We start from the raw sequence: 22,583 nt of genomic DNA on the forward strand, positions 1-22,583 counted from the left end.
CAACGTCAAGGAGACGCCGATGACCAGTAGCAATCGTGGTGTGGCCTATGTGAGCCAAGGCAAGGTGGAGGTGCAGCCCATCGCATTTCCGAAACTTGAAGATCCGAGAGGGCGCCGGATCGACCATGGCGTCATCCTCAAAGTGGTGTCAACCAACATCTGCGGTTCGGACCAGCATATGGTGCGTGGCCGCACAACCGCTCCTGAGGGCTTGATTCTTGGCCACGAGATCACCGGCGAAGTGATCGAGTTGGGCCGTGACGTCGAAACGCTCCAGCGCGGAGACATTGTCTCGGTACCATTCAATGTCGCCTGCGGCCGTTGCCGGACGTGCAAGGAGCAGCACACGGGTGTCTGCCTCACAGTCAATCCTTCGCGCGCCGGCGGTGCCTATGGTTATGTCGACATGGGCGGATGGGTCGGTGGCCAGGCTGAATACGTCATGGTGCCGTACGCTGACTTCAATCTGCTGAAATTCCCGGACCGCGAGCAGGCGATGGCGAAAATCAGGGATCTCACATGCCTCTCCGACATTCTGCCAACTGGGTACCACGGTGCAGTGAGCGCCGGCGTCGGTCCCGGCAGTACCGTCTACATCGCGGGGGCAGGCCCGGTCGGGATGGCCGCAGCTGCATCGGCACAATTGCTCGGTGCCGCAGTCGTCATCGTCGGCGACGTCAACCCGCAACGACTGATCCATCCGAAGCGGCTGGGCTACCAGACCGTCGATCTTTCGCTGGATGCGTCGCTGGGCGAGCAGATCGCCCAGATCCTCGGAACGCCGGAGGTCGATTGCGCAGTCGATGCCGTCGGGTTCGAGGCGCGCGGCCACGGGCACGAAGGTGCTCGGCGTGAAGCCCCCGCGACTGTGCTCAATGCGCTGATGGAAGTGACGCGGGCTGCGGGGAAAATCGGCGTTCCTGGACTCTATGTCACAGGAGACCCCGGCGGAGTTGACGCCGCAGCGAAGGAGGGCTCACTGAGCATCCGACTCGGGCTTGGGTGGGCCAAGTCGCACAGCTTCTTCACGGGGCAGACCCCGGTCATGAAGTACAACCGAGCGTTGATGCAGGCCATCCTTTGGGACCGCATCAAGATCGCTGATGCAGTAGGCGTCGAGGTGATCACGCTTGACGATGCTGCGCGAGGGTATGCTGAGTTTGACGCGGGAGCACCGAAAAAGTTTGTCCTAGACCCGCACGGCATGGTCGGCGCGACCTAGCCCAGCCGTTGGAAACTCTGCGGCAGGACGCTCGCCCTCGCGCGGCGGCGCGTGTTTGATGCAACGACGCCGGCGATTCGCGAGCGCGCGCCGCACCTCGCTATTCGCCCGGATGGCTGTTCTCGGCCAAGAGCTGACGGTTGCAGGCTTGACCCTTACCGGAGACCAGCTGCTGCCGGCTGGTCGAACCCGGGCAAGAAGGATTGCAGTGGACAGGCACCCCAGGGTCCGCAATTGATCGCCTGGGGGCGGCGCCGAGCCACTGCCGCCTCGTGTGAGGCACGCGATCCGGGCCGCAATCTTGTCCACAACGGAAGTGGACAACTCCGGGGAAAAGCCAGGGGAAGGCGCGCCGGACCCGCGTTGGCCCTACGCCAGCAAATGATGCTCAACGATTGAGCAGCGATTGGCCTGCTAAGCCCAGCGGACGTGCCCGGCAACCGAAATCTGGCTACATGGTGGCTACATGACCCAGAAAACAAAAAGCCCGCTATCGTTTAGATAGCGGGCTTTCCTTTGCTGACTGGTGCCGGAGAGATGAATCGAACACCCGACCTTCTCATTACGAATGAGCTGCTCTACCGACTGAGCTACACCGGCTAAGCCTCGGATTATAGCGCAGGCGCAGGAGGGGGAGGCAACCCGCCTCCGTGCGCGCAGGCGTGCAAGCAAGGCGGTGTCCGACCGCAAACCACGCGTGCCCGCCGACAGCGTCTCGTTGCCACGGGACCCAGCATGGCTGCATGCTCATCTTCTTTTCCAACAAGCTCGGCTGGGCCGGATCCATTGCCGTCTCCGTGATCCTCTCCGTGCTGCTGTACCTTCTTTTCCGCTTCTTGTTCTGAGGTCGAGCCGGAGTCAAGGTTGAAGGAGGCGACGCTCAGGTGGCGTGATACCCCGTCACCCGCTCCACCTCGTTCTTCGACCCCAGGATCACGCTCACCCGCTCGTGCAGCCGCGCCGGCTGGATGTCGAGGATGCGTTCCCGGCCGTTGGTGGCCACGCCGCCGGCCTGTTCGATGAGCCAGCCCATGGGGTTGGCCTCGTACATCAGGCGCAGCTTGCCCGGCTTGTCGGGCTCCCGCTGGTCCCAGGGGTACAGGAAGATGCCGCCGCGCGTGAGGATGCGATGCACGTCGGCCACCATGCTGGCCACCCAGCGCATGTTGAAGTCCTTGCCGCGCGGGCCTTCCTTGCCGGCCAGGCATTCGTCGATGTAGCGCTTCACGGGCGGCGCCCAGTGCCGCATGTTGCTCATGTTGATGGCGAATTCCTTCGTGTCGTCGGGGATGCGCACATCCTCCTCCGTCAGGATGAAGGAGCCTTGCTCGCGGTCGAGCGTGAACATGGCCACGCCGTCGCCCACGGTCAGCACCAGCGTGGTCTGGGCGCCGTAGATGCAGTAGCCGGCCGCCACCTGCTTGCTGCCGCACTGCAGGAAGTCCTGCTCGCTCACGCCGGGGCTGCCGGCCTCAGGCTTCTTCAGCACGCTGAAGATGGTGCCGATGCTCACGTTGACCTCGATGTTCGACGAGCCGTCCAGCGGATCGAACAGCAGCAGGTACTCGCCTTGCGGGTAGCGGTTGGGCACCACGTAGATGCCCTCCATCTCCTCGCTGGCCATGGCCGCCAGGTGGCCGCCCCATTCGTTGGCCTCGATCAGCACCTCGTTGGCGATGATGTCCAGCTTCTTCTGCACCTCGCCCTGCACGTTCTCGCTGTGCGCCGTGCCCAGCACGCCGCCGAGCGCGCCCTTGTTCACGGCGTGGCTGATGCTCTTGCAGGCGCGTGCCACCACTTCGAGCAGCAGGCGCAGGTCGGAAGGGATGAGGTTGTCGACGCGCTGCTTTTCGACGAGGTAGCGGGTGAGGGAGATCTTGGCGGTCATGGGTGGTTGGTGTGCGCTCAGCGCAGTTCGAAGGCCGGCAGCTTCTTGTCCACCGCGACGTTCTTCAACGTCGCGTAGACCGGCATGCCGTTCCTGAATTTCGGCGCGTCCTCGCCCTGGATCAGCGGACGCAGGTAACGCTTGCAAGCCGGGGTGATGCCGAAGCCGTCGGGCGTGATGAAGTTGCGCGGCATGAACTTCTCGACGTTCGCCACGCTCGCCAGCGGCGCCATGCCGATGCGGTACTTGTAGGGGGTGTCGCTGGTGCGCTCGATGGTCGGCATCACCGCGTTGTGGCCCTGCAGCGCGAGCTTCACCGCGGCGGCGCCCACCTTGTAGGCCTGCTCGACGTCGGTCTTCGATGCGATGTGCCGCGCCGCGCGCTGCAGGTAGTCCGCGACGGCCCAGTGGAACTTGTGGCCGAGCGCCCGCTTGACGATGCCGGCGACAACGGGTGCGGCCCCGCCCAACTGGGCGTGGCCGAAGGCGTCCTTGGTGCCTTGCTCCGCAAGGAAGGTGCCGTCCGGGTGATGGCAGCCTTCGGAGACGATGACGGTGCAATAACCGTGCTTCTTCACCAGCGTGTCGACCCGAGCAACAAACTTCTTCTCGTCGAACGGGATCTCGGGGAACAGCACCACGACCGGGATGCCCTCGTCCTCGATCAGCCCACCGGCCGCGGCGATCCACCCGGCATGCCGGCCCATCACTTCGAGCACGAACACCTTGGTCGAGGTCTTGGCCATCGAACGCACGTCGAACGACGCTTCGAGCGCCGACACCGCGACGTACTTGGCCACCGAGCCGAAGCCGGGGCAGCAGTCGGTGATGGGCAGGTCGTTGTCGACCGTCTTCGGCACGTGAATGGCCTGGATCGGATCACCCATGCTCTCCGACAGCTGGCTGACCTTGTAGCAGGTGTCGGCCGAGTCGCCGCCGCCGTTGTAGAAGAAGAAACCGATGTTGTGCGCCTGGAACACCGCGATCAGCCGCTCGTACTCGCGCCGGTTGGCCTCCACCGACTTGAGCTTGTAGCGGCAGGAGCCGAAGGCACCCGACGGCGTGGAGCGCAGCAGCGCGATGGCCGCGGCGCTTTCCTTGCCCGTGTCGATGAGGTCTTCGGTCAGCGCGCCGATGATGCCGTTGCGCCCGGCGTAGACCTTGCCGATGCGGTCCTTGTTGGCGCGGGCCGTTTCGATGACACCGCAGGCGCTGGCATTGATGACGGCGGTGACGCCGCCCGACTGCGCGTAGAAGGCGTTCCTTTTCGTCCTGGACGCGGCGGCCATGGCGTGCTCAGTCGGCCAGCGCGCGGCTCACGACCTCGCGCACGTCGTTGCTCAGGTCCGGCTTGGCGGCCACGCGGGCGATGGCTTCGCGCGCAGCGCCACGCAGTGGCTCGGCCAGCTTCTTCCAGCGGTCCAGGGCCCGGGCGAGCCGCGCCGCCACTTGCGGGTTCACCGTGTCGAGTTCGATCACGCGGTCGCTCCAGTACACGTAGCCCGCGGCGTCGGCGCGGTGGAACGCGCCCGGGTTGCCGCTGCAGTAGCTGAAGATGACGCTGCGCGCGCGGTTCGGGTTGCGCAGCGTGAAGTCCGCGTGGTTCATCAGCTGCTTGACCACCGGCAGGATGTTGCCGCCACGGTCCGGCGCGCCGGCCTGCAGCGCGAACCATTTGTCGAGCACCAGCGCCTCGTCCTTGAACATGGCGTGGAAGCGCTGCAGGGCCTGCGCCGCCAGCGCGTGGCCGCTGGTGACCAGCGCGGCCAGGGCGTTGAAGCGGTCCGTCATGTTCGACGCGTCCTTGAAGCGTTGCAGCGCCTTGCCCGGCCACACGCTGTCGCCGGAGCTGCGAGCCGCCAGGCACAGGTGCGTGAGCGCCAGGCCAGCCAGCGCGCGCCGGCCGCTGGACACCGCGTCCGGGCTGTACGCGCCGTTCTCGCTGTGCGCCTCGAAGGCCCATGCCCAGTCGCTGAACAGGGCCTGCGCCAGCTGTTCGCGCATCGCTTCGCGCACGGCGTGGATGCGCTGCGGGTCGACCACGTCGAGCTGCTCGGCGATGTAGGTTTCGGCGGGCAGCGTGAGCACCAGCTCCTTGAAGGCGGCATCCAGCTTGTCGCTGCGCAGGATGACGCGCATGGCTTCGATGAAGGCGTGGTCCAGCCGGATGTCGGCAGGGGCCACCGATTCGTTGCGGATGTGGCCCAGCGCGCGCTGCGTCGCCAGGCGCTGCCCGGCCTCCCAGCGGTTGAACGGGTCGGCGTCGTGCGCCAGCAGCGTCAGCAGCTCGGTGTCGGTGTACAGGTAGTCCAGCACCACGGGCGCGCTGAAGCCGCGCAGCAGCGAGGGCACGGGCGCGGCCGTGAGGCCCGGGAACGTCAGCGTTTCGGTGGCGTCCGTCAGCACGTGCATGCCGGTGGTCAGTTCGTTGCCATTCGCGTCGAGCAGGCCCAGCGCGATGGGGATGACGAAGGGCAGCTTCTCCGCCTGGCCGGGCGTGGGCGCGCAGCTTTGCGACAGCGCCAGGCTGTAGATGCCGCTCACCGGGTCGAAGTGCCCGGCCGCCTTCAGCCGCGGCGTGCCGGCCTGGCTGTACCAGCGCTTGAACTGGTCGAGCTTCTGGGCGAGCGGCGACTCGGGGTTGGCATCCGCGATGGCCTGGACGAAGTCGTCGCAGGTGACGGCGTGGCCGTCGTGCCGCTCGAAATACAGCGACATGCCCTTGGCGAAACCCTCGCGTCCGACGAGGGTCTGCATCATGCGGACGACTTCGGCGCCCTTCTCGTACACCGTGACGGTGTAGAAGTTGTTGATCTCCAGGTACTGGTCGGGCCGCACCGGGTGGGCCATCGGGCCCGCGTCCTCGGGGAACTGCGCGGTGCGCAGCACGCGCACGTCCTCGATGCGCTTGACGGCGCGCGCCGAGTCGGCGCCGGCCAGGTCCTGGCTGAACTCCTGGTCGCGGAAGACCGTGAGGCCTTCCTTCAGCGAGAGCTGGAACCAGTCGCGGCAGGTGACGCGGTTGCCCGTCCAGTTGTGGAAGTATTCGTGGCCGACGACGCTCTCGATGTTGGAGTAGTCGGTGTCGGTCGCGGTCGCCTGATTCGCCAGGACGTACTTCGTGTTGAAGATGTTCAGGCCCTTGTTCTCCATGGCGCCCATGTTGAAGTCGCTGGTGGCGACGATCATGAAGCGTTCCAGGTCCAGCGGCAGCTTGAAGCGCGCCTCGTCCCAGGCCACGGACGCCATCAGCGAGTTCATCGCGTGCTCGGTCTTGTCGAGGTCGCCGGGGCGCACGTAGACCTGCAGCAGGTGCTCCTTGCCGTTGCGCGCGGCGATGCGCTGCTCGCGGCAGACCAGTTGCCCGGCGACCAGCGCGAACAGGTAGCTGGGCTTGCGGAAGGGATCCACCCATTTCGCGAAATGGCGGCCGTCTTCCAGCGCGCCCTGTTCGACCAGGTTGCCGTTGGACAGCAGCACCGGATAGCGTGCCTTGTCGGCGCGCAGGGTCACGGTGTAGCTGGCCATCACGTCGGGCCGGTCCAGGAAGTAGGTGATGCGCCGGAAACCTTCGGCTTCGCACTGCGTGAAGAACGAATCGTTGCTCACGTACAGGCCCATCAGCTTGGTGTTCTTGGCCGGGGCGCAGGTGGTGAAGATTTCCAGGTCGAAGGGCTCGTGGCCCTCCGGCAGGTTCTCCAGCACCAGCTGGCTGTCCTCCAGCTTGAACGACGTGCCCTGGCCGTTGACCAGCACGCGGGCCAGGTTCAGCTCTTCGCCGTCCAGCCGCAGCGGCTGCGCCGTCACGTCAGGATTGCGCCGCACCTTCATGCGGTTGAGCACGCGCGTCTTGCCCGGGTCGAGGTCGAACGCGAGTTCGACCGTGTCGATCCAGTACGCGGGCGGCTGGTAATCGGCGCGCAGAATCACTTTGGACTGTCCTTCACGCATCCAGGTTCTCCAGAAAATTCGATGTGGTCAGTTCACGGAAATCGCGCACCTGGGCCAGCACGTGCGGGCCGGCGAGCTCTTCCGCCGGGTGGCTGCTGCAGATCGCCACCGCGCGCATGCCGGCGCGGCGTGCCGCCTCGATGCCGAAAGGCGCATCCTCGAACACGATGCAGTCGGCCGGAGCGGCGCCGACGCGGCGCGCGGCTTCCAGGAAGAGGTCGGGCTCGGGCTTGCCCGGCAGGCCTTCGTCGCCGCCCACGATGGCCTGCGGCGTCACCGCCAGGCGCAGATGGCGCAGCACGAAGGCGATGTTGTGCTGGTCGCCGGCGGTGGCCACGGCGATCTTGAGGCCGCGGCTGCGCGCCTGGCCCTCGAATTCGCCGAAGCCGGCGACCTCGCGGAACGCCGGCTCGAAGAGTTCGCGGTAAACGGCTTCCTTCTCCGCGATGAGTTCCAAAGCTCGAGCCTCTTCGGTCTGTGCGCCGAACAGCTCGCGGATGCATTCCACACCGTTGCGGCCGGTGGTGCGACGCAGGATCTCGTCGACTTCCATGGCGATGCCGTGCCGCCGGGTGAATTCCGCCCAGCTGCGCGCGTGGTACGGCATGGAGTCCACCATGGTGCCGTCCATGTCGAAGATGAGGGTGGTGGTCACAGGCTGTCATCCCGGGCTTGACCCGGGATCCATGCCGGCATGGTGCAGCGCACCGATGGATTGCGGGTCAAGCCCGCAATGACAAGTGGGGTCCTCATACGCCCTGCTTCAGCGAAGCCTCGATGAACGCATCGAGGTCGCCGTCCAGCACCTTCTGCGTGGCCGAGATCTCCACGCCGGTGCGCAGGTCCTTGATGCGGCTGTTGTCCAGCACATAGCTGCGGATCTGGTGGCCCCAGCCGACGTCCGTCTTGGTGTCTTCCAGCTTCTGCTGTTCTTCCATGCGCTTGCGCATCTCGTGGTCGTACAGGCGCGAGCGCAGGCGCTTCCACGCCACGTCGCGGTTGCTGTGCTGGCTGCGGCTGTCCTGGCACTGCACCACGATGTTGGTCGGGATGTGCGTGAGGCGCACGGCCGAATCGGTCTTGTTGATGTGCTGGCCGCCGGCGCCGGAAGCGCGGTAGGTGTCCACCCGCACGTCGGCCGGGTTGATGTCGATCTCGATCGAGTCGTCGATCTCGGGATAGACGAACACGCTGGCGAAGCTGGTGTGGCGCCCGCCCGAGGAGTCGAACGGCGACTTGCGCACCAGCCGGTGCACGCCCGTTTCGGTGCGCAGCAGCCCGTAGGCGTACTCACCTTCCAGCTTGATGGTGGCGCTCTTGATGCCCGCCGTGTCGCCGGGCGTCTCGTCTTCCACCGTGGTCTTGAAGCCCTTGCGCTCCGCGTACTTGAGGTACTGGCGCAGCAGCATGCTGGCCCAGTCACACGCTTCCGTGCCGCCGGCGCCGGCCTGGATGTCCAGGAAGGCGTTCAGCGGATCGGCCGGGTTGTCGAACATGCGGCGGAACTCCAGTTCCTCCACGTGCTTCGCCAGCTTCGCGCTTTCGGCTTCGATGGTGAGCAGGCCGGCTTCGTCGCCTTCCTCCTTGCTCATCGCATACAGCTCGAGGTTGTCGGCGAGGTCGCGCGTCAACGTCTCGAGCAGCGTCACTACGGCACCGAGCTGCTTCTGTTCCTTGCCCAGTTCCTGGGCCTTCTTCGGGTCGTTCCAGACCTTCGGGTCTTCCAGCGAGGCGTTGACCGTCCTCAGGCGTTCCGCTTTGGCATCGAAGTCAAAGATACCCCCGGAGATCTGCGGTGCGGGCCTGCAGGTCCGAGAGCTGGCTGCCGATCAGGTTGATGCGTTCTGCTTCCATGGAGATTCCTTCGCCCTTCGCGGGAAATCCGCCATTTTGTCATGCCGCCGCGCGGGCGGCCTGCCGTCGCAAAGACGGTCAGCGCGAAGCGCCGGAGAGACGCTGGGCGGCCGTGCGGCTGCCCATGGTGGCGGCACGCTGCAGCCAGCGCACAGCCTGGGACGGATCCTGTGCGACGGTCGTGCCTTCCATGTAGGCCACGCCCAGGAAGTAGCTCATCTCCATCCGGCCGAAACGGATGCCGTCTTCGGTGGTCTTGCCGGAACGCTTGAGGATGAAGGGCACGTCGCCCTTGCCGTCGGCGAAGGCCTGCATCTCGCCGATGGTGCGGGCGAAGAAGCGGTCCTTGGATTGCGCGGCCTGCACCTTGTCCGGCAGCGAAGCCACCAGTTCGTCGGCCAGGATCGGGAGCACTTCGAAAGGCGTCATGCCGCCGCGCATGCGGGGCGAGTACCAGCCGCGGAGCATCACCTTGTCGAGCGGCATCAGGCCATCGACCCTGGAGGGGAAGTAGCTCAGCACGGTCTTCCCGGCCGGGTGGCCGCGCACGCCCATCACGTGCATGGCTTCGTGATAGGCGCAGCGCCAGGCGTCCTTGCTGCGCATCTGCACGGCGGCCGACTCGATCCGGGTCTCCGTCATGAAGTTCAGGAAGGTCACGCAGGGCTGGTTGGCTTCCAGCATGTTGTCGGGCGTGATCTCGATGCTGAGGTTGGCGGTCTGGGCCGCGTCGGGCCGGTCGCTCACGTCCGTCACCTTGACGCCGGCTTCAGCAGCCACGTCCAGCACGGCCTGCAGCGTGTGCGCCTTGTGCTGCTGGAGGTGGACGCCGTGGATGCGGACGCGGATTTCCTGCTCCCAGCGGACCAGGCGCGTCGGCGTGCCGCTCTGGTGCCAGAGCACTTCCCACATGGTGCCCACGCCCTGCTCGAACTCGTCCGGGCCGGCCGGTCCAGCCATCGCCGGGCTGAACGAAAACGCCGCCAACACCGCCAACAAACCCGACTTCCACATGAGTACGCCCCTCGTCAGATGGGACGCATCTTGCGGTAGGACGCCTCCTACGGCAAGTGCTGTTACGTCCTACAAGGCAGGGACGCCGGGTCAGCAAGAAAAATTCACGGATTTCGGGGCTTCAGAAACAGTTCTAACGCCCGGTTGCCGCGCTCTCATTGAGGAAGGCTTCAATGAGCCCGGCCAACTGCTGAGGTTGGTCGTGATGCAGCATGTGCCCGGCGTCTTCAATCCGTCCTACACGGACGTCGGACACGGCCTTCAAACGTTCGTGGTACTCGGCCAGGGTGTATTTCCCTTGCCACCACTGCGACAGGCTGTCGTCGCTGGCCTCCACGGCCAGCGTGGGAGCGGTGATCGACTTGTAGAGTTCCAGCGTTTCCGGCACCTGGTACAGGTTGGCGTTGATGATCTTGTGCGCGGCGTGGCCGAGGATGCGCCAGGTGCCGCCGGCATCGGGCTTCGCCCAATGGCGGGCCAGCCAGTCCGCCTTGTCCTGGCTGAGCCGGCGGTTGGTCTTCATGAGGCGTTGAGCGACGCCTGCAGCATCGGCATAGCCTTTCAGGTCCAGCTCGCCCCGGTGGTAGGACTTGAGTTCGTCCATCCATTTGGCGTAGCGGCGCGGCGCCTGTTCCGGACGGGTCGCGGCCATGCCGAAGCCTTCCAGGTTCACCAGCCGGCGGATGCGTGCCGGCCGCGCGCCCGCGTAGAGCATCGCGATGTTGCCGCCCATGCTGTGGCCCACCAGGTCGACCGGTGCAGTCGGCGAATAGTGGTCGAGCACGAAGTCGAGGTCGGCCAGGTAGTCCGGGAACCAGTAGTTGTCCGTCGCCGGTTCCTCGGTGAGCCCGTAGCCGCGCCAGTCCGGCGCGATCACGTAGTGGTCCTTCTCGAACGCATCCACCACGAACTGGTAGGAGGCCGCGACGTCCATCCAGCCGTGCACCATCACCAGCGGCACCTTGCCGGGTGCGGGATCGCCCCAGACGCGCACGTGATAGCGGAGGGTGCGAATGGGGACGAATTCGCTGCGGGAGGCTCGACGCTCTTGGTACATTCGTCCGAATCATACGGATGAGCGGAAGACTGCGAGCGGCAATGGAATTCCGGCAACTGCGCTACTTCGTCAGCATCGCCGACCTCGGCAGCGTGTCGCGTGCTTCGCGGGCCCTCCACATCGCGCAACCCGCGCTGAGCCAGCAGCTGGCGCAGCTGGAGGCCGAACTGGGGCACGCACTGCTTCTGCGGCGGTCCAGCGGCGTCGTGCTGACGGACCATGGGCGCGAGTTCTACCGCCACGCGCAACGGATCCTGAAGCAGTTGGCCCAGGTGCCTGCCGCCCTGGACGCCAGTGCCGGCGAGCCGGCGGGCGACGTCGCCATCGGCTTGCCCCAGAGCACGGCTGCGCAGTACGCCATGCCGCTGCTGGCCGCGCTGGCCGGGCGCCATCCGCGCATCCGGCTCGAACTGTTCGACGAGATCAGCGGCAACCTGCTGGCCGGCCTGGACAGCGGCCGCCTCGACTTGGCGGTGCTGGTGGGGGACGAGGATGCCGCGCTGGCGCAGGCGGTGCCGTTGCTGGAGGAAGAGCTCTACCTGATCTCCCGCGCGGGCGCCGCGCCGCGCGGACGCTCGGTGCGCGTCGCGGCGCTCGCGCGCCTGCCGCTCACGCTGCCGGGCGCCGGCCAAGGGGTGCGCGGCCTGGTGGAGCAGGTGGTGCGGGCGCAGGGCCAGGAGCTGCCGCGTCCGCGAGTGGTCGCGAACTCGATGAGCATCATGCGGCAGGCGATGCGCGACGGCATCGCGCACAGCGTCATGCCCTGGGGCGCGGTCGCGGACGACCTGCAGGCGGGCACCCTGGTGGCGCAGCCCCTGTCGCCGCGCCTGAAGCGGCGCGCCTGGCTGGCCGTCGCGCGCGATGCGGAGGGCTCCGCGGCCATGGAGGCGGTCGCCCAGGTGCTCGGCGACGTTGTGCGTGAACGGATTGCTGCCGGTGCGTGGCCAGGCTCGACCTTGCCATAGCGCCTGGCGATGGCGCCAGACGAAATCCGTATTTCCCCCCGCCGCCACCGCTGCCTAGACTGCGTTCCGTTTCAACGAGGAGGCAGACTGCATGGACGCGAACACGAAGGCGAAGCGGCGGGCGCCGCCGCCGGGATTGCTGGCCGCCCTGGGCGAATTCCTGGGCGACCGCTTGACCACCAACGCGGCCGTCTGCCTGCAGCACGGCACCGACGAATCGTCGCTGGTGCCGCAGCCACCGGACGCTGTCGCCTTCGCATCGAGCACCGAGGAAGTCGCGCGCATCGTGGCCTGCTGCGCCTCGTTCGACACGCCGGTCATCGCCTTCGGCGCGGGCTCATCGATCGAAGGCCATCTGCTGGCCGTGCAGGGCGGCGTCTGCCTCGACCTGTCGCGCATGAATCAGGTGCTTGCCATCGACGCCGACGACCTCACAGCCACCGTGCAGGCGGGCGTGACGCGCAACGGATTGAACGCGGCGCTCGCCCACAGCGGCTTCTTCTTTTCGGTGGATCCGGGGGCCGATGCCACGTTGGGCGGCATGGCGGCCACGGCCGCCTCCGGCACCAACACCGTGCGGTACGGCACGATGCGCGACAACCTCGTGGCGCTCACGGTGGTCACGGCCGGCGGCGAAGTGATCCGCACCGCGCGGCGCGCCCGCAAGACCTCGGCGGGCTACTGCCTGACGCAGCTGTTCGCGGGCTCCGAGGGCACGCTGGGCATCATCACGGAAGTCACGGTGCGGCTGCATCCGCAGCCCGAGGCCGTGGCGGCGGCCGTCGCCCACTTCCCGGACGTGGCGAGCGCCGTGCAGGTGGTGATCGCCGCGCGGCAAATGGGCGTGCCATTGGCGCGCGCCGAATTGCTGGACGCGCTGACCATCCGCGCGCTCAACGCCCACAGCCACACCACGCTGCCGGAAGCGCCAACGCTGTTCCTCGAATTCTGCGGCTCGCGGAACCAGGTGATGGAGCAGGGCCAGGTGCTGCAGGACATCGCCTTGGAACATGGCGGCGGTGATTTCCAGTGGGCGACGCGGCCCGAGGAGCGCACGCGCCTGTGGACGCCGCGCCATCACGCCTACTTCGCCGCATTGCAACTGCGCCCGGGCAGCCGCTCGCTCACCACGGACGCCTGCGTGCCGATCTCGCGGCTGGCACAGTGCCTGGACGAGACGCTGGCCGACATCCGCGCCTCGGGACTGATGGCCCCCGTCTTCGGCCACGTGGGTGACGGCCACTTTCACTGCCTGCTGCTGCTGGACCCGGCCAGCCGCGAGGAAGCGGCCGCCGCCGAAGGGGTCAGCCAGCGGCTGGCGCGGCGCGCCGCCGGGCACGACGGCACCTGCTCCGGCGAGCACGGCGTGGGCCTGCACAAGATGGGCTACCTCGAGGAAGAACTGGGGGCCGGCGCCGTGGAAGTGATGCGCCGGATCAAGCTGGCGCTGGACCCGCGCAACATCCTCAATCCGGGCAAAGTGGTGCATGTGGATGCGCCCTAACGGCGCACCCGTAAACTGGGGGCTGAGTCCCCACAAGAAAAGCCGGATGGAAAAGCACCCCAGAACCGACGCCTATGCGTCCTTGCACGCCGGCTTCCGCTGGCAGGTGCCGGCCCAATTCAACATCGCCGAGGTGTGCAGCGCCCGGTGGGCGCGCCAGGCGGACGCCAAGACCCGCGTCGCCATCCGCGCGCACGGGGCCACCGGCGCGGAGGCCACGCTGACGTTCGCCCAGCTGCAGCGCGAAGCCAACGTCATGAGCCATCTGCTCCTGCGGCTGGGCGTGCAGCGGGGCGACCGCGTCGCCATCGTCATGCCGCAGCGCTTCGAGACGGCCATCGCGTACATGGCGGTGCTGCAGATGGGCGCGGTGGCCATGCCGCTGTCGATGCTGTTCGGGCCGGAGGCGCTGGAGTACCGCCTGCAGGACAGCGAAGCGGTGGTGGCGATCAGCGACGAGAGCTCCATCGCCAACCTGCTGCAGGCGCGCGCGCAATGCCCGCTGCTGCGCACGGTGGTGGGTGTGGCCGGCGCCGCGGCCTCGGCGGACGTCGGCTGGGAAGCCGAGCGCGCCAGCCTGGCGACCGAATTCGCCGCGGTGGCCACGCGGGCGGACGAGGGCGCGATCCTCATCTACACCAGCGGCACGACCGGCCCGCCCAAGGGCGCGCTGATCCCGCATCGCGCGATGATCGGCAACCTGCCGGGCTTCGTCTGCAGCCAGAACTGGTTCGGTTTCGACGGCCGCAGGAACGACAAGTCGGATGCCGTGTTCTGGTCGCCGGCCGACTGGGCCTGGACGGGCGGCCTGATGGACGCCTTGCTGCCGTCGCTGTATTTCGGCCGGCCCATCGTGGCGTACAACGGGCGCTTCAGCCCCGAGCTGGCCTTCAACCTGATGCAGGACCAGGGGGTGACGCACACCTTCCTGTTCCCCACCGCGCTGAAGGCCATGATGAAGGCCTACCCAGAGCCGCGCCGCCAGTTCTCGCTGAAGCTGCAGGGAATGATGAGCGCGGGCGAGGCCGTCGGCGACGCCGTGTTCGCCTATTGCCGGCGCCAGCTCGGCGTGACCGTCAACGAGATGTTCGGCCAGACGGAAATCAACTACGTGGTGGGGAACTGCGCGCGCCACTGGCCGGCGCGGCCGGGCAGCATGGGCCGGCCGTACCCCGGGCACCGGGTCGCGGTGATCGACGACGAGGGCAAGGAATGCGCCGACGGCGTGCCGGGCGACGTCGCCGTGAACCGCTACGACGTCCATGGCAACCCCGACCCGATCTTCTTCCTGGGCTATTGGAAGAACCCAGGAGCGACCGAGCGCAAGTTCACCGGCGACTGGTGCCGCACCGGCGACCTGGCGACGCGCGATGCCGACGGCTACCTCTGGTACCAGGGCCGCGCCGACGACGTCTTCAAGGCTGCCGGCTACCGCATCGGCCCCAGCGAGATCGAGAACTGCCTGGTGAAGCATCCGGCCGTGATCAACGCCGCCGTGGTCCCCAAGCCCGACGCGGAGCGGGGCGCCCTGGTGAAGGCGTACGTGGTGCTGGCGCCGCAGGCGGCCGAGGCCCGGGCCGGTGCCGCCCCGGGCGGCGCGCAGTACGACGCGGAACTCATCGCCGAATTGCAGCTGCACGTGAAGGGCAAGCTGGCGCCCTACGAATACCCGAAAGAGATCGAGTTCATCGAGGCCTTGCCGATGACGACCACGGGCAAGGTGCAGCGGCGGGTGCTGCGGCTGCAGGAAGAGGAAAGGGCGCGGAGCGCCGCGCGTTGAACTTCCGGGCGCCCCCGGTATCATCCCTGGGTGCGCCGCCTCGTCATCGTCCTCATGCTCGCCCTGTTGCCCCTGCGCATGTGGGCGGCCGAGGGCATGCTGAACGGCATGGCGCTGGCCGGGCTGGCCTCGCCGGAGGCCCAGGCCGCGTCCATGCCGGCCGACTGCCCGATGCTCGCAGCGGCAGGCCACCAGGCGCCCCAGCCGGGCGACAAGGCCGGCGACGTCATCGTCACCTGCCTCTCGTGCCAGCTGTGCGCCGCCATGGCCACGGCGCCCGCCTTCGCGCTGGATGCTGCGTGCGAACACTTGCGGCCCGCGCCGGCGCCGGCGCGACACTTTGTCAGCGCGCATCCGCTGCTCGACCACAAACCTCCGATCTCCTGAGCCTTTCCCTCGCTTGACGCCGCGCGTGCGCGCGGCATTGGATTGGCCGAGCCCTCGGGCTCGCAAATGGAGATTCCCATGAAGAAATGGTTGTGGGCCGCCGCGCTTTGCTGCGCGACCGCCGCGGGGGCGAAAGCGCCGGAATGGGTGCGCGCCGAAGTCGTGAAGGCGGAGCCGGAGCGTGCGCGCGTCGTGCTCAAGCACGAACGGATCAAGAGCATCGGCATGGAAGCGATGACGATGCCGTTCAAGGTGGCGAAGGGCGTCGAACTGGCGCGCTTCAAGCCGGGCGACAAGGTGCGTTTCACCTTCGTCCAGCGAGACGATCACCTGATGGTCGACGTCCTGGAGCCGGCGAAATGAGGCGGCTCTGGACGTCGGCCGCCATCGCCTGCGCCGCGGCCCTGTGTTCGCTGCCCGCCGCCGCCGGCCCGATGGGCTTCAAGGACAGCTGGATGGCGATGGGGGACTTCGGCCCGAACTGGCGCGAGTTCTTCGCCAACTACGCAATCACCGCGCGCGATGCGGTCGGGCCGTCGGCGACTTACATGCGCAGCGACGACAAGCTGCGCACGCGCGAGATCGCGGAGCTGTCGTACACGCGCCTCCTGAAGCGCTGGAACCTGCCGGAGGCCCAGGCGAACGTCTGGTTCCTGGGTGGACTGGGCGCGGTGCGCGGCAATGATTTCGCGGGGACGCGCACCATCGCCACGCCGGGCCTGCAGGTCGACTACGAGACCACGCGCATCTACGTTTCGGCGGCCGCCAGGCTCTACCGCGCGGAAGGGCTGAAGCATGACTACGGCTCCGTCCGGGCCGGCTTCTCGTTCTACGAGGCCGACTACGACGAGGTGCAGCCCTGGCTGATCGTCGAGGCGCGCCGCATGAAGGGACTTTCGGAACGTACCGAGATCACGCCCATGCTGCGCCTGATCCAGAACCGCTATTTCGTGGAACTCGGGGTCAACAACATGTCCCAGGTCCGCGCCAATTTCATGTACATCTTTTAAGGAACACGACCATGAACAAGACCCTCATCGCCCTGGCTTTCGGCCTCGCCACGCTGCCCGCCTTCTCCGCCACGACGCTGCGCGCCACCGTGAACGGCATGGTCTGCGCCTTCTGCGCCCAGGGCATCGAGAAGCGCATTGCCAAAATGGACGCGACCAAGGCGGTCTTCGTCGACCTGAAGAACAAGACCGTCGCCATCGAAGCCAAGGAGGGCAAGGCGCTCGACCAGAAGGCGATCGCCGCGGAAATCGCGGACGCGGGCTATGACGTCGTGAAGATGGAGCCGACGACGCAGTCAGTCGCCGAGATCAAGGCACAGCTGAAGGCGAAGAAATGAGTGGTGATGGCCTCGCCGAATCGCGCGGCAGCCTGTGGAGCGCGGTGGCCAGCCTGTTCGCCAGCTCGGGCACGCTGGTCTGCTGCGCCATTCCGGCGCTATTGGTCGCGCTGGGGGCGGGGGCCGCGCTGTCGTCCCTGGTCTCGGTATTTCCGCAGGTCGTCTGGCTGAGCGAACACAAGGAAGAGCTCTTCCTTGTTGCGGGCTTGATGATGGCGGTGGCCGGCTGGCTGCAATGGCGCGCCCGCAATGCGCCGTGTCCTGTCGATCCTGCATTGCGCAGTGCCTGCCTTCGAACGCGGACGGCCTCGCGCCGGGTCTACCTCGGCAGCGTCGCGCTCTACCTGGTCGGCGGCTGGTTCGCGTTCGTGCAGCCCTGGCTGGGGACCTGACGCCGCCGCGGCGAGTCCCCTAGACTCGCCGCATGACTGAATGGATCGTCGGCTTCATTGAAGAATACGGATACGCGGCCGTCGCCCTGCTGATGCTGGCGGAGAACGTGTTCCCGCCCGTTCCTTCCGAGCTCATCATGCCGTTCGCGGGTTTTGCCGCCTCGGGCGGTGAGCTGAATCCCTGGCTGGTCGCCATCGCGGGCACCGCGGGTTCAGTGGCTGGCGCACTGTTCTGGTACGCGATCGGCCGCTGGGTGGGCCAGGAGCGCTTCACGGGCTTCGTCGAACGCCATGGCCGCTGGCTCACGCTCTCGGTCGCCGACGTGACGAAGGCGCAGAAGTGGTTCGACGCGCACGGCCATGCCGCCGTGTTCTTCGGCCGCCTGCTGCCGGCGGTGCGGACGCTGATCTCCGTGCCCGCCGGCATCGGCGGCATGAGCATGGGCCGCTTCCTGCTGTGGTCCGCCGCCGGTTCACTCGTGTGGAGCGGGGCGCTGACCTACGTGGGTTTCCAGCTCGGCAACCGGTACGAAGCCGCGGCCGGCCTCATCGACTGGATCAGCAAGGGCATCCTGAGCGGGATCGTGGTGTGGTACCTGTGGCGCGTCGTGCGCGGCAGGCGTCAGTAGCGCACCTGGCAGTTCTCGCAGAAGAAGCTGCGCCGGTTGGTGCGCCCGAGGTGCGCCTTGACGAATGGGATGTTGCAGCGGGGGCAGGTCCGCTTCGTGTGCGCGAGCCAGTGCTTCTTCAGCACGAAGGCCTTCTTCCACTCGTAGAAGTCGAAGCTGTAATGGCGTGCCTCGGCCACCAGTTCGCGCAGCTTCGGCGCCGGCAACGCGCCGACGGTGGAAAGCGGATGCACCCGGATGCGGAACAGCACCTCGTTCTTGATGATGTTGCCGACGCCCGCGAAGATGTCCTGGTCCAGCAGGGCGTCGCAGGCCAGCATGTCCGGGACCGAGCGCAGCCGCTTGCGCGCCAGCGCCGGGTCCCAGTGCGGGGACATCACGTCGGCCCACCAGTCGTACACCAGGTCCAGCGGCTCCTCGATGAAGCGCACCGAGCAGGCGTAGAAGTTCAGCTCGCCGGGTTCGAAATGCAGCGCCAGCCGTGGCACCGCCCAGGACTTGTTCTCGTTGATGCGGTAGCTGCCGAACAGCATGAAGTGCACCCGCAAGGTGAAGTCCGGCAGTTCGACGAGGAAGTGCTTGCCCCAGCTGCGCAGCGCCTCGATGCGCTGGCCGGCCAGGCGCTCCTTCTCGATGGTGGTGTTGCCGTCGACGCGCGCGATCGTGCGGCCGGCGAAGCCGCTCGCCTGTTCCTTGAGGATGACGATGGAGGGTCCCTCGGGCATGGGTAAGATGCTGCACTCCATTCCCTTCCCACCGCTGTAGGACCATGCAACTCGTTTCCCTCGGCCAGAGCGACCTGCGCGTCACCCCCATCTGCCTGGGCACCATGACATTCGGTGAACAGGTCAGCGAAGCGGACGCCTTCGCCATCATGGACCGTGCCGTCGAGCGCGGTGTCAACTTCATGGACACGGCCGAGATGTATTCGGTGCCGGCCCGTGCGGAGACCTACGGCGCGACCGAAACCATCATGGGCAACTGGTTCGCGGCCCGCCCCGGCATGCGGCAGAAGGTCGTGCTGGCCACCAAGGTGGCGGGTCCGTCGCGCGGCATGGACTGGGTGCGCGAAGACCCCGGCATGCGGGCCGAGGACATCATCGCTTCGTGCGAGAAATCGCTGAAGCGCCTGAAGACGGACGTCATCGACCTCTACCAGATCCACTGGCCCGAGCGCTCGGTCCCGGCGTTCGGCCAGATCTACTACAACCCGGCGAACGAGCGCAGCAAGACCACCATCCACGAGCAGCTGCAGGCGATGCAGGCGCTGGTGCGGCGGGGCTTGGTGCGCCACATCGGGCTGTCGAACGAGACGCCGTACGGCGTGCATGAATTCGTCCGGCTCGCCGAGCAGCATGGCCTGCCGCGCATCGCGACCGTGCAGAACGTCTTCTGCCTGATCAGCCGCGGGCTGGAGAACGGGCTCGACGAAACGATGCACCGGCTGGGTGTGTCGCTGATCCCTTATTCGCCGCTGGGCTTCGGCCTCTTGACCGGCAAGTACGACGAGCACGCACCCGGCGACCCGGGCGCGCCGCAGGACGCCCGCATCGCGAAGTTCGAGTCCGTCCGCAAGCAGCGCTGGGGGCGGCCCGAGGCGCTGGTGGCGGCGCGCCGCTACAACGCCCTGGCGAAGAAGTACGGCCTGACGCCGACGAAGATGGCCCTGGCGTGGTGCTACACACGCTGGCAGGTCGCCAGCACCATCATCGGCGTGACCTCGGTCGCGCAGCTCGATGAGGATGTGGACGCCTGGGGCACGACGCTGCCGGCGGAACTGCTGGCGGAGATCGACAAGGTCCGCTGGGAGCTGCGCGACCCTGCCGCCTGAGGGTGGATCGCGTGGCGAAGAAGGACCACGTCAGCGAGACCCCCGCCACGGCGATGCTCAAGGCGGCCGGCGTCGCTTTCACCGAGCACCCGTACGAATACCTGGAACACGGCGGGGCGCAGCACAGCGCCGAGGTGCTGGGCTTCGACCCTTTCACCGTGGTCAAGACGCTGGTGATGGAGGATGAGAAGGCGCGGCCGTTGCTGGTGCTGATGCACGGCAACCGCACGGTCTCCACCAAGAACCTGGCGCGCCAGCTCGGCGTGAAGTCGGTGGCGCCGTGCAAGCCGGAGGTGGCGAACCGCCACAGTGGCTACCTGGTGGGCGGCACCTCCCCCTTCGGGACGCGCAAGGCGATGCCGGTGTACATCGAGGAGACCATCCTGGCGCTGCCGCGCATCTGCATCAATGGGGGGCGGCGCGGCTACCTGGTGGGAATCGATCCGGAGGTCTGCGTGCGGCTGCTGGGGGCCAAGCCGGTGCAGTGCGCGCTGGCGGAGTGACAGAATAGCGGCCGTGCTCTCCCTCGCCCCTTTCCTCGCCACGCTCGCCGCCTACCTCGTGGGCTCGCTCGCCTTCGCCGTCATCGTCAGCCGCGTGATGGGCCTGAACGACCCGCGCACCTTCGGCAGCAAGAACCCCGGCGCCACCAACGTGCTGCGTTCGGGCAGCAAGCCGGCGGCGGTGATCACGCTGCTGCTCGACGCCATGAAGGGGTTCGTGCCGGTGCTGCTGGTGCGCCAGTACGGCAAGGACTACGGGCTGGAAGACGGCACGGTGGCGATGGTGGCGCTGGCGGCCTTCCTCGGCCACCTGTACCCGGTGTTCTTCCGCTTCCAGGGCGGCAAGGGCGTGGCCACGTTCATCGGCGCGGTGTTCGGCATCCACTGGCTGCTGGGCATCGCGACCGGCCTCACCTGGCTGATCATCGCGTTCTTCTTCCGCTATTCGTCGCTGGCCTCGCTGGTCGCGGCCTTGTTCGCGCCGGTGTACTTCCTGATGGGCGACCGCATCCAGTGGTATGCCGAGAAGCCGGTCGTGGCCGCGCTGTTCGCGATGGCGGGGCTGCTGGCCTGGCGGCATCGCGAGAACATCCAGCGGCTGATGCGGGGCAACGAGTCGAAGCTGGGCGCGAAGAAGGGGTAGGCCGGAGCGCCGCTATTCCTGCAGCAGGTACCGCGAGACCTTCGGCGGCTCCTCCGCCACGTGGAACGCCAGCCGCCGGTCGCGCAATTGCACGTCGGCCGCGCTCACCCGGTCGAAGCGCCGCAGGTGTTCCGTCCATGAAGAGTCGGTGATCTGCTCGACGTAGCGGCCCGGCTCGTTCAGGTCGTGCAGCAACTGCCAGTCGAGCGCGCCCTGGCGCAGGCGGCTGCGCCGGCTTTCCTGCATCAGGGCCAGGAAATCCTCCGCGCGTGCCGGGTCGATGGTGTACTCGATGCACACCTGGATGCGCCCGGGGCGCTGCGGCGCTTCCATCTGCGGCACCTTGATCACGCCGCGCGACGGCGTGATGTCCTCCTCGGTGCCGCGGTCGATGGTGCGCCGCTGCGCGAGCGCCATGAGCAGCACGCTGGTCACGGACGAAATCGCGATGGCGTCGTGGATGCTGCTCCAGGTCGCCACCTGGCCCCACAGCGCGGCGCCGGCGGCCGTCGCGCCCATCAACGCCATCTGGTAGATCGACATGCCGCGCGCCCGCACCCAGTCGGGCAGCGCCATCTGCGCCGCCACCGTCAGCGAATTGGCCACGGTGATCCAGGCGGCGCCGGCAAAGACCATCGCCGGCACGGCGACCCACACGGTGGTGGCGAAGCCCACGCCGATCGCCCCCACGGCCTGCACGACCGTGCCCACCAGCACCCGCCGCTGCAAGGGCAGCCAGGCGCGGATGCGCGGCATCAGCAGGGCCGCGATGATGGCGCCGACACCCATGGAGGCCAGCAGCAGCGTGAAGGTGCCGGCCTGCCCGCCGGGCAGCGCGCGCGCCAGCAGGGGCAACAAGGCGAGCAGGGCGGTGGAATGCAGGAAGAAGAGCGAGATGCGCAGCAGGATGGGCCGCAGCCGCGAAGACTGCCGCACGTACTGCAGGCCGACGCGCATGGCGCTCGCCAGCGGCTCGCGGCCCAGCGGGCTTTCCTTGTGCACGCGGCGCCAGCGCATGATGACAAAGCCGGCCAGGACGGACAGCACGGCATTGAGCACGAACACCCATTCGCTGCCCACGCTGGCGATCAGAGCGCCGGCGACCAGCGGGCCGATGATGCGCGAAGCGTTCATCGCGATGCCGTTCAGCGCCAGCGCCTGCGGCAGTTGCGGCGGCGGAACCACCTCGGGGATGATGGCGGCGAACACCGGCCAGCGCATCGCCAGGCCGATGCCGTTGGCGAAGGTGAGGGCGAGCAGCAGCGGGGCCGTCATGCCGCCGAGCAGGATCACCACGCACAACACGGTGGCGATGATGGCCACCCAGAATTGCGTGGCCATGAAATAGAGCCGGCGGTCGACCGTGTCGGCCAGCGCACCGCTGGGCAGGCCCAGCAGGAAGACCGGCAGCGTCGAGGCCGACTGCACCAGCGCCACCCAAAGCGGCGACGGCGCGATCGACGTCATCAGCCAGGCCGCGGCCACGTCGTTCATCCACATCGTGGTATTGGCCGCCAGCCACGTGAACCACAGCATGCGGAAGACCGGGGCCTTCAGGGGCCCGAATGCCGATTCGCGGACGGGGGCCGGCCGTGCTCCGGCTTCGGGGGAGATG

The 22,583-nt window shown here is 67.5% G+C and carries 22 protein-coding genes and 1 tRNA gene; 13 read left to right on the forward strand and 10 right to left on the reverse strand.

The window, feature by feature from the left end; genetic code table 11:
* Nucleotides 1–19: 19 nt before the first annotated feature.
* Nucleotides 20–1,222 (forward strand): formaldehyde dehydrogenase, glutathione-independent, encoded by a 1,203-nt coding sequence (gene fdhA, locus FN976_RS01475; protein ID WP_145890267.1) that lies wholly within the window; start codon nucleotides 20–22, stop codon nucleotides 1,220–1,222.
* A 524-nt stretch (nucleotides 1,223–1,746) separates the two neighbouring features.
* On the opposite strand, the gene FN976_RS01480 is transcribed toward fdhA, so the two are convergent.
* The 8 genes from FN976_RS01480 to FN976_RS01515 all read right to left on the reverse strand — a co-directional run bounded on the left by FN976_RS01480 (nucleotide 1,747) and on the right by FN976_RS01515 (nucleotide 10,986).
* Nucleotides 1,747–1,822, reverse strand: a tRNA-Thr gene (locus FN976_RS01480).
* 280 nt (nucleotides 1,823–2,102) lie between these two features.
* Nucleotides 2,103–3,110 (reverse strand): class 1 fructose-bisphosphatase, encoded by a 1,008-nt coding sequence (locus tag FN976_RS01485; RefSeq protein WP_145890269.1) that lies wholly within the window; start codon nucleotides 3,108–3,110, stop codon nucleotides 2,103–2,105.
* A 17-nt stretch (nucleotides 3,111–3,127) separates the two neighbouring features.
* The gene (locus FN976_RS01490; RefSeq protein ID WP_145890271.1) at nucleotides 3,128–4,399 is read right to left on the reverse strand and encodes a 6-phosphofructokinase; all 1,272 of its coding nucleotides are present in this window, start codon (nucleotides 4,397–4,399) and stop codon (nucleotides 3,128–3,130) included.
* A gap of 7 nt (nucleotides 4,400–4,406) precedes the next feature.
* On the reverse strand, nucleotides 4,407–7,061 hold the full coding sequence (pepN, locus tag FN976_RS01495; protein ID WP_145890273.1) for an aminopeptidase N: 2,655 nt from the start codon (nucleotides 7,059–7,061) through the stop codon (nucleotides 4,407–4,409).
* A complete protein-coding gene (locus tag FN976_RS01500; protein ID WP_349291325.1) occupies nucleotides 7,054–7,716 on the reverse strand; it encodes an HAD family hydrolase in 663 nt (220 codons plus the stop codon). The genes pepN and FN976_RS01500 overlap by 8 nt, the downstream gene beginning before the upstream one ends.
* A 94-nt stretch (nucleotides 7,717–7,810) precedes the next feature.
* A protein-coding gene (gene prfB, locus FN976_RS01505) for a peptide chain release factor 2 (protein ID WP_145890275.1) occupies nucleotides 7,811–8,915 on the reverse strand; the annotation gives its coding sequence in 2 pieces (ribosomal slippage) (nucleotides 7,811–8,833 and nucleotides 8,835–8,915; 1,104 coding nt in all).
* Nucleotides 8,916–8,993: 78 nt separating this feature from the next.
* A complete protein-coding gene (locus FN976_RS01510; protein WP_222432756.1) occupies nucleotides 8,994–9,875 on the reverse strand; it encodes a DUF2927 domain-containing protein in 882 nt (293 codons plus the stop codon).
* Nucleotides 9,876–10,062: 187 nt separating this feature from the next.
* On the reverse strand, nucleotides 10,063–10,986 hold the full coding sequence (locus FN976_RS01515) for an alpha/beta fold hydrolase (RefSeq protein ID WP_145890279.1): 924 nt from the start codon (nucleotides 10,984–10,986) through the stop codon (nucleotides 10,063–10,065).
* Nucleotides 10,987–11,027: 41 nt separating this feature from the next.
* Here FN976_RS01515 and FN976_RS01520 point away from each other — a divergent pair, with 41 nt between their 5' ends.
* The 9 genes from FN976_RS01520 (at nucleotide 11,028) to FN976_RS01560 (ending at nucleotide 17,991) form a co-directional block, all read left to right on the forward strand.
* Entirely contained in the window at nucleotides 11,028–11,951 is a 924-nt protein-coding gene (locus FN976_RS01520) for a LysR substrate-binding domain-containing protein (protein WP_186510714.1), read from the forward strand.
* Between the two features lie 91 nt (nucleotides 11,952–12,042).
* Entirely contained in the window at nucleotides 12,043–13,455 is a 1,413-nt protein-coding gene (locus FN976_RS01525) for an FAD-binding oxidoreductase (protein ID WP_145890283.1), read from the forward strand.
* A gap of 46 nt (nucleotides 13,456–13,501) precedes the next feature.
* Nucleotides 13,502–15,235, forward strand: coding sequence for an acetate--CoA ligase (locus FN976_RS01530; protein WP_145890286.1), 1,734 nt, complete (start codon nucleotides 13,502–13,504; stop codon nucleotides 15,233–15,235).
* A gap of 30 nt (nucleotides 15,236–15,265) precedes the next feature.
* Nucleotides 15,266–15,622, forward strand: a complete 357-nt coding sequence (locus FN976_RS01535; RefSeq protein WP_145890288.1) for a hypothetical protein — start codon at nucleotides 15,266–15,268, stop codon at nucleotides 15,620–15,622.
* A 78-nt stretch (nucleotides 15,623–15,700) separates the two neighbouring features.
* On the forward strand, nucleotides 15,701–15,985 hold the full coding sequence (locus FN976_RS01540; RefSeq protein WP_186510715.1) for a copper-binding protein: 285 nt from the start codon (nucleotides 15,701–15,703) through the stop codon (nucleotides 15,983–15,985).
* Entirely contained in the window at nucleotides 15,982–16,632 is a 651-nt protein-coding gene (locus FN976_RS01545; protein WP_145890292.1) for a hypothetical protein, read from the forward strand. Before FN976_RS01540 ends, FN976_RS01545 begins: the two co-directional genes overlap by 4 nt.
* 11 nt (nucleotides 16,633–16,643) lie before the next feature.
* On the forward strand, nucleotides 16,644–16,970 hold the full coding sequence (locus tag FN976_RS01550; protein WP_145890294.1) for a heavy-metal-associated domain-containing protein: 327 nt from the start codon (nucleotides 16,644–16,646) through the stop codon (nucleotides 16,968–16,970).
* Nucleotides 16,967–17,362, forward strand: a complete 396-nt coding sequence (locus tag FN976_RS01555; protein ID WP_145890296.1) for a hypothetical protein — start codon at nucleotides 16,967–16,969, stop codon at nucleotides 17,360–17,362. The genes FN976_RS01550 and FN976_RS01555 overlap by 4 nt, the downstream gene beginning before the upstream one ends.
* Nucleotides 17,363–17,394: 32 nt before the next feature.
* On the forward strand, nucleotides 17,395–17,991 hold the full coding sequence (locus tag FN976_RS01560) for a DedA family protein (RefSeq protein ID WP_145890298.1): 597 nt from the start codon (nucleotides 17,395–17,397) through the stop codon (nucleotides 17,989–17,991).
* Here the strand turns inward: FN976_RS01560 and FN976_RS01565 are convergent.
* Nucleotides 17,985–18,716, reverse strand: a complete 732-nt coding sequence (locus FN976_RS01565; protein ID WP_145890300.1) for a DNA-formamidopyrimidine glycosylase family protein — start codon at nucleotides 18,714–18,716, stop codon at nucleotides 17,985–17,987. The genes FN976_RS01560 and FN976_RS01565 overlap by 7 nt on opposite strands.
* A 44-nt stretch (nucleotides 18,717–18,760) precedes the next feature.
* Here FN976_RS01565 and FN976_RS01570 point away from each other — a divergent pair, with 44 nt between their 5' ends.
* From FN976_RS01570 to plsY, 3 genes are read left to right on the forward strand one after another with little or no spacing between them, the layout of a single operon-like run.
* Nucleotides 18,761–19,822, forward strand: coding sequence for an aldo/keto reductase (locus FN976_RS01570; protein WP_145890301.1), 1,062 nt, complete (start codon nucleotides 18,761–18,763; stop codon nucleotides 19,820–19,822).
* A gap of 11 nt (nucleotides 19,823–19,833) precedes the next feature.
* Nucleotides 19,834–20,325 (forward strand): aminoacyl-tRNA deacylase, encoded by a 492-nt coding sequence (locus FN976_RS01575; RefSeq protein WP_145890303.1) that lies wholly within the window; start codon nucleotides 19,834–19,836, stop codon nucleotides 20,323–20,325.
* 13 nt (nucleotides 20,326–20,338) lie between these two features.
* Nucleotides 20,339–20,968, forward strand: a complete 630-nt coding sequence (plsY, locus tag FN976_RS01580) for a glycerol-3-phosphate 1-O-acyltransferase PlsY (protein ID WP_145890305.1) — start codon at nucleotides 20,339–20,341, stop codon at nucleotides 20,966–20,968.
* A gap of 12 nt (nucleotides 20,969–20,980) precedes the next feature.
* Here the strand turns inward: plsY and FN976_RS01585 are convergent, their stop codons facing one another.
* The gene (locus FN976_RS01585) at nucleotides 20,981–22,504 is read right to left on the reverse strand and encodes an MFS transporter (protein WP_186510737.1); all 1,524 of its coding nucleotides are present in this window, start codon (nucleotides 22,502–22,504) and stop codon (nucleotides 20,981–20,983) included.
* Between the last annotated feature and the right edge of the window lie 79 nt (nucleotides 22,505–22,583).

It is taken from the genome of Caenimonas sedimenti, from assembly GCF_007833165.1.
GTDB lineage: Bacteria > Pseudomonadota > Gammaproteobacteria > Burkholderiales > Burkholderiaceae_C > Ramlibacter > Ramlibacter sedimenti.